The organism is Comamonas sp. SCN 65-56, assembly GCF_001724135.1.
Classification (GTDB): domain Bacteria; phylum Pseudomonadota; class Gammaproteobacteria; order Burkholderiales; family Burkholderiaceae_C; genus Comamonas_C.
The window spans coordinates 22,558-28,705 of record NZ_MEDS01000024.1 but is presented as its reverse complement, the minus strand read 5'-3'; the positions used below and the strand labels follow the sequence as shown (position 1 = coordinate 28,705).

Below are 6,148 nucleotides of genomic sequence, written 5' to 3'. Positions count from 1 at the left end.
GCAGATCGCACCGAACAGCACGCCCGACAGGATACGCTGGACCTGCTCATGGCGCGAGGGCAGGCGGGCAATGATGCTCTGCACGAAGCACAGCGCCAGCAAAAGGGCCGCTCCTTCAATCAGGGCCAGTGTCATGTGCGTCGACCGTTTGAACCTGTGGGTGTGCGCTGCATCATCGGCGATATCCCGGACGGCGTAAATTCAATGCCGGTGCGCGGGACCTGGCGCTGCGCGGGGCCTGGTGCACCCTGTGCCGGGCGATCGCTGAAATCAAGACGGGCCAGCCTCCGAGGAGACTGGCCCGTTGACTTTTTGGTGCGGCTGGCAGGAATCGAACCCACGACCCCTTGGTTCGTAGCCAAGTACTCTATCCAGCTGAGCTACAGCCGCGAAGCGCGCAAGTATAGCGCAGCTTTGGGGCGATTTTCAGCTGCTCGATGCGTAAATCTGGAATCGGGTCATTGGCGTGCATAGCCAAGGCAGGCGCCGGCATTGGGCATGCCGCGGCATTCGCGGGTCAGGCGACGTTCGCGTTCCGCGGCTGTTTCTCCCGACTTGTTTTGCGTCGGCTTCACCTTGACGGCGCGCTTCTTGGTCGTGTGGTGGGTCGTGCTTGCCTCTTTCTTGCTTTTCGTGCCGGCCTGTGCGGCGGGTGCCAGCGCAAGCCAGGCACACGCCGTGATGGCGAGGACGGCGAGTCGAAACGTGGATCGGTGCGCGAGGCGAGGGCTTGGGTTCATGTTGCGCCGGTTCCGTGGGGAGTTGCGTAACGCGATGGTGGCAGCTTTCGATTGCGAGGTGCTGGGGGAAAGCGTCCATAGCCAAAATGGGCGATGCGACTTATAATCGCCGGGTTCTGCATGGTGCAGGACGCACGCCAGGGAATGTTTCAGTCGCTGGCGCAAGTAACTCCGGGGCCCGTTCGGCACGAAACGCGCACACGACGCGCGGATCGTAGCCAGCGTTGGCGCTCCACCCCAAGGAAACATCATGATTTCTTCTTCCGCCAAGGCCGAGGTGGTCAAGGCCAATGCGCGCACCGCTACCGATACCGGTAGTCCTGAAGTGCAGGTGGCGTTGCTCACCGCTCGCATCAACGAACTCACGCCGCACTTCAAGCAGCACAGCAAGGACCACCACGGTCGCCGCGGTCTGCTGCGCATGGTGAGCCGTCGCCGCAAGCTGCTCGACTACCTGAAAGACAAGGATGCCGAGCGCTACACCGCGCTGATCGCCAAGCTGGGCCTGCGCAAGTAAGCGCAGTATCCACTGCAAAACGCCCGAGCCGGGGCCCCTGGCCCGGGCGTTTTCACTTTTCGAAGGACTTCAGGCAGAGCGAAGCTGTGTCATTCCAATCGGGTACTGGCTCTTGTTTCGAGAGCTGCCAGCGCACGACTGGAATGGCATCGCGATCTGTTTGACCTTCAAGACCAGGCTGCGCAAGCGCAAGCCACATCATTGATTGGAGCAAACCATGACAATTTTCAACAAAGTCACCAAGACGTTTCAGTGGGGCGAGCACACCGTCACCATGGAAACCGGTGAATTCGCCCGCCAAGCCAGCGGCGCGGTGCTGGTGCGTATCGACGATACGGTGATTCTGGCCACGGTGGTCGGCTCGAAGAACGCCAAGCCGGGGCAGGATTTCTTCCCGCTGACGGTGGACTACATCGAGAAGACCTACGCCGCCGGCAAGATTCCCGGCAGCTTCTTCAAGCGCGAGGCCAAGCCCAGCGAGCACGAGACGCTCACCAGTCGCCTGATCGACCGCCCGATCCGCCCGCTGTTTCCCGAGGGTTTCTACAACGAGGTGCACGTGGTCATCCACACCATCTCGCTCAACCCCGAGGTGGACGCTGACATCGCGGCACTGATCGGCACCAGCGCGGCGCTGGCCATTTCCGGCATTCCGTTCAACGGCCCGATCGGCGCGGCGCGCGTAGGCTACATCAACGGCGAATACGTGCTCAACCCGGGCCAGACGGCGCGCAAGAGCAGCCAGCTTGACTTGGTCGTCGCCGGTACCGAGAGCGCGGTGCTGATGGTCGAATCCGAGGCCGAGCAACTGCCTGAGGACGTGATGTTGGGCGCCGTGGTCTATGGCCACGAGCAGGGCAAGATCGCGATCAACGCCATCCATGAATTGGTGCGTGACGCGGGCAAGCCGGTGTGGGATTGGCAAGCGCCGCCCAAGGACGAAGCCTTGATCGCCCAAGTGACCACGCTCGGCGAAGAGAAGCTTCGCGCCGCCTACCACCATCGCAACAAGCAGGTGCGCACGCAGGCCTGCCGCGAGGCCTATGCCTTTGTTAAGGCGGGTCTGACCGAGCAGGGCGTGGCGTTCGACGGCGTCAAGGTCGACGCCATGCTGTTCGACATCGAGGCGCGTATTGTGCGCAGCCAGATCCTGGCGGGCGAGCCGCGCATCGACGGCCGCGACACGCGCACCGTGCGGCCCATCGAAATTCGCACCGGCGTGCTGCCGCGCACCCACGGCTCGGCGCTGTTCACGCGCGGCGAAACGCAGGCGCTGGTGCTGACCACGCTGGGCACCGAGCGCGACGCGCAGCGCATTGACGCGCTGGCGGGCGAGTACGAAGACCGCTTCCTGTTTCACTACAACATGCCGCCCTTTGCCACCGGCGAAGTCGGCCGCATGGGTTCGACCAAGCGCCGCGAAATCGGCCACGGCCGCCTGGCCAAGCGCGCCCTGGTGGCCTGCCTGCCGAGCAAGGAAGACTTTCCCTACACCGTGCGCGTGGTCTCGGAGATCACCGAATCCAACGGCTCCTCGTCGATGGCTTCGGTCTGCGGCGGGTGCCTGTCGCTGATGGATGCGGGCGTGCCGATGAAGGCACACGTGGCCGGCATCGCGATGGGCCTGATCAAGGAAGAGAACAAGTTCGCGGTGCTGACCGACATCCTGGGTGATGAAGATCACCTGGGCGACATGGACTTCAAGGTGGCCGGCACGACGGCGGGCGTGACCGCGCTGCAAATGGACATCAAGATCCAGGGCATCACCAAGGAAATCATGCAGGTCGCACTGGCCCAGGCCAAGGAAGCGCGCATGCACATCCTCGGCAAGATGCAGGAAGCGCTGGGCGGTGCCAAGGAAGAAATTTCCAGCTTCGCGCCCAAGCTCTACACGATGAAGATCAACCCCGAGAAGATCCGCGACGTGATCGGCAAGGGCGGCGCGACGATTCGCCAGCTCACCGAGGAAACCGGCACGCAGATCAACATCGAGGAAGACGGCACCATCACCATTGCGTCGAGCGACGCTGCGAAGGCCGACGAGGCCAAGCGCCGCATCGAGCTGCTCACCGTCGAGGCCGAGGTTGGCAAGGTGTACGAAGGCCCGGTCACCAAGATTCTGGACTTCGGCGCGCTGGTGAACATCCTGCCCGGCAAGGACGGCCTGCTGCACATCAGCCAGATTGCGCACGAGCGCGTCGAGCAGGTCAGCGATTACCTGCAGGAAGGCCAGATCGTCAAGGTCAAGGTGCTCGAAACCGACGAGAAGGGCCGCGTCAAGCTGTCGATGAAGGCTTTGCTCGATCGCCCGGCGCGCGAAGACCGCCCCGAGGGTGAGAATGGCGGGCGCGGTGGCTACGGTGAACGCAGCGATCGTGGCGATCGCGGTGGCTATGGCGATCGTGACCGCGGCCACCGCCGTGGCGGGCGCGACCACGACCGCGCACCACGTGATGAGGCGCCGCGTGACGACGCACCTTCGCAGAGCGAGGCCTGAAAACTATGAAAATGATGGCTGCTCGCGCTTGCCTGGCAAGCGTTAGAGGCCTGTTTCATTGGTATTTTTTATGACCGAAGTGATGCGTACCGTCGAGATCACGGCGTTCGGCCCGGCCGAGAACCTGCGCCTGGGCGAGCGGCCCATCCCGCAGCCCGGCAGCGGCGAGCTCGTGATTCGCGTCAGCGCCAGCGGCGTCAATCGCCCGGACGTGCTCCAGCGCCTGGGTCACTACCCGCCGCCGCCCGGCGCCTCCGACCTTGCCGGCCTGGAAGTCGCGGGCGTGGTGGTGCGGGGCGACACGGCGGCGATGGCGCAGGCGGGCCTCGCCGTGGGAGACCGCGTCTGCGCACTGGTCGCGGGAGGCGGTTATGCCGATCACTGTGTCGCACCGGTGGCGCAATGCCTGCCGGTGCCCAAGGGCCTGAGCGACATCGAGGCCGCGAGCCTGCCCGAAAACTACTTCACGGTCTGGAGCAACGTCTTCGATCGGGGGCAGCTCAAGGCGGGCGAAACCCTGCTGGTGCAGGGCGGCAGCAGCGGCATAGGCGTTGCGGCGATTCAACTCGGCAAGGCCTTGGGCGCGACGGTGCTGGCCACGGCCGGCAGCGACGAAAAGTGCGCGGCCTGCGTCCGCCTGGGCGCGGTGCAGGCGATCAATTACAAAACGCAGGATTTCGTTGCCGAGGCGCAGCGGTTCACGGGGGGGCGCGGCGTGGACGTGATCCTTGACATGGTCGCGGGCGACTATGTGGCGCGCGAAGTGCAGTGCCTGGCCGAGGACGGGCGCCTCGTGATCATCGCGGTGCAGGGGGGGGTCAAGGCCGAGTGCAACGCCGGGCTGGTGCTGCGCAAGCGTCTGACCATCACCGGCTCGACGCTGCGCGTGCGCCCGGTGGCTTTCAAAGCCGCGATCGCGCGTTCGCTGCGCGAGCAGGTCTGGCCGCTGCTGGAGAGCGGCGCGGTCAAGCCCGTCATCCATAGCACCTTCGCCGCCGCCGAGGCGGCCCAGGCCCATGCGCTGATGGAATCGAACCGGCACATCGGCAAAATCATTCTGACGTGGTGAACCCCATGACAACACGCCAAAAATTCATCGCAGGCAACTGGAAGATGAACGGCAGCCTGCAGGCCAATGCGGCGCTGCTGACGGCCATCACGCAGGGCCTGCGCGAGCAGCCTCCCGCCTGCAAGGTTGCGGTGGCCGTGCCCATGCCCTATCTGGCACAGGTGCAGGCTTTGCTTGCGGGCTCCAGCGTGCAACTGGGCGCGCAGGATGTCTCGCAGCACGAGGCGGGCGCCTACACAGGCGAAACCTCGGCAGCCATGCTGGCCGATCTGGGTGTGCGCTACGGCCTTGTGGGCCATTCCGAGCGGCGCCAATACCACGGCGAAACCGATGCGGTGGTGGCCACCAAGGCGCAGCGGCTATTGGCGGCGGGCATCACGCCCATCGTCTGCGTCGGCGAAACGCTGGCCGAGCGCGAAGCCGGGCAGACCGGGACGGTGGTCGCGCGCCAGCTCGCCGCCGTGGCCGAGGCGCTTGGCCAACAGATCGAAAAAATCGTGCTGGCGTACGAACCAGTCTGGGCCATAGGCACGGGTCGCACCGCCACGCCCGAGCAGGCGCAGCAGGTGCACGCGGCGCTGCGCGCGCAGCTCGCCAGTGCGGCGCCGGGTGGCGCGATGGTGCCGGTGCTTTACGGCGGCAGCATGAACGCGGCCAACGCGGCCGATCTGCTGGCTCAGAGCGACATCGACGGCGGCCTGATTGGCGGCGCGGCGCTCAAGGCGCCAGACTTTTTGAAAATCATCGGCGCAGCGCAAGCCTGACAAGCGCTATCAGCTATCAATACAGGGGTAATCAAGATGCATCTACTCATCAATATCGTCTTTGCCGTGCAAATGCTGGCGGCGGTGGCCATGATCGGCCTGATCCTCATACAGCATGGCAAAGGCGCGGATATGGGCGCGGCCTTTGGCAGCGGTAGTGCGGGCAGTGTGTTCGGTGCCAGCGGCAGCGCCAATTTCCTCTCGCGGAGCACGGCGGTGCTGGCCACGGTGTTTTTCATTGCCACGCTGACATTGGCTTATTTTGGCAACCAGCGTCCGGCGAACAACAGCGTCGACAGCGTGCTTGAAAGATCTGTCAGCACGGTGCCCGCGGCGCCCAAGCCTGCGACTGACGCATCAGCAGCGGCAGGCAGCGAGACGCCAGCGAAAGCCGGCACCGACAGCAGCCAGCAGATCCCGACAAAGTGAGCGCCGTCGGTAGCGCAAAAAGGCGCTGCCGAGCCCCGGGGTGAGGGTTTTTACGGGTTAGAATGGCCCGTTGTCCGGAAGACTTCAACGAACGCCTGTTCGACCCTCCCGCGCTTTTCCGGATGCCTACAA

General features: G+C 64.6%; 6 protein-coding genes and 1 tRNA gene. 5 read left to right on the top strand and 2 right to left on the bottom strand.

Going from position 1 to position 6,148, the window contains the following annotated elements; translation table 11 throughout:
• Positions 1-313: 313 nt before the first annotated feature.
• Together ABS45_RS12850 and ABS45_RS12845 are read right to left on the bottom strand one after the other, a co-directional pair.
• Positions 314-390: transfer RNA gene (locus ABS45_RS12850), tRNA-Arg, on the bottom strand.
• A gap of 68 nt (positions 391-458) precedes the next feature.
• Positions 459-905 carry a hypothetical protein gene (locus ABS45_RS12845; protein ID WP_291555967.1) on the bottom strand — a complete coding sequence of 149 codons (447 nt, stop codon included), beginning with the start codon at positions 903-905 and terminating at the stop codon, positions 459-461.
• An 85-nt stretch (positions 906-990) separates the two neighbouring features.
• Between ABS45_RS12845 and rpsO the strand changes: the two genes are divergently transcribed.
• The 5 genes from rpsO to secG all read left to right on the top strand — a co-directional run bounded on the left by rpsO (position 991) and on the right by secG (position 6,016).
• Positions 991-1,257 (top strand): 30S ribosomal protein S15, encoded by a 267-nt coding sequence (gene rpsO, locus ABS45_RS12840; RefSeq protein WP_291555964.1) that lies wholly within the window; start codon positions 991-993, stop codon positions 1,255-1,257.
• 217 nt (positions 1,258-1,474) lie between these two features.
• Complete coding sequence (gene pnp, locus ABS45_RS12835; RefSeq protein ID WP_291555962.1) at positions 1,475-3,754, top strand: polyribonucleotide nucleotidyltransferase; 2,280 nt, start codon at positions 1,475-1,477, stop codon at positions 3,752-3,754.
• 82 nt (positions 3,755-3,836) lie between these two features.
• Complete coding sequence (locus ABS45_RS12830; RefSeq protein WP_291555969.1) at positions 3,837-4,823, top strand: NAD(P)H-quinone oxidoreductase; 987 nt, start codon at positions 3,837-3,839, stop codon at positions 4,821-4,823.
• 5 nt (positions 4,824-4,828) lie between these two features.
• Positions 4,829-5,587, top strand: coding sequence for a triose-phosphate isomerase (tpiA, locus tag ABS45_RS12825; protein WP_291555958.1), 759 nt, complete (start codon positions 4,829-4,831; stop codon positions 5,585-5,587).
• Positions 5,588-5,623: 36 nt separating this feature from the next.
• The gene (secG, locus tag ABS45_RS12820; protein ID WP_291555956.1) at positions 5,624-6,016 is read left to right on the top strand and encodes a preprotein translocase subunit SecG; all 393 of its coding nucleotides are present in this window, start codon (positions 5,624-5,626) and stop codon (positions 6,014-6,016) included.
• Positions 6,017-6,148: the final 132 nt, after the last annotated feature.

Coding starts and splice junctions, on each gene's coding strand:
- rpsO (WP_291555964.1), top strand. CDS start 991: ATGATTTCTTCTTCCGCCAAGGCCGAGGTGGTCAAGGCCAATGCGCGC.
- pnp (WP_291555962.1), top strand. CDS start 1,475: ATGACAATTTTCAACAAAGTCACCAAGACGTTTCAGTGGGGCGAGCAC.
- ABS45_RS12830 (WP_291555969.1), top strand. CDS start 3,837: ATGCGTACCGTCGAGATCACGGCGTTCGGCCCGGCCGAGAACCTGCGC.
- tpiA (WP_291555958.1), top strand. CDS start 4,829: ATGACAACACGCCAAAAATTCATCGCAGGCAACTGGAAGATGAACGGC.
- secG (WP_291555956.1), top strand. CDS start 5,624: ATGCATCTACTCATCAATATCGTCTTTGCCGTGCAAATGCTGGCGGCG.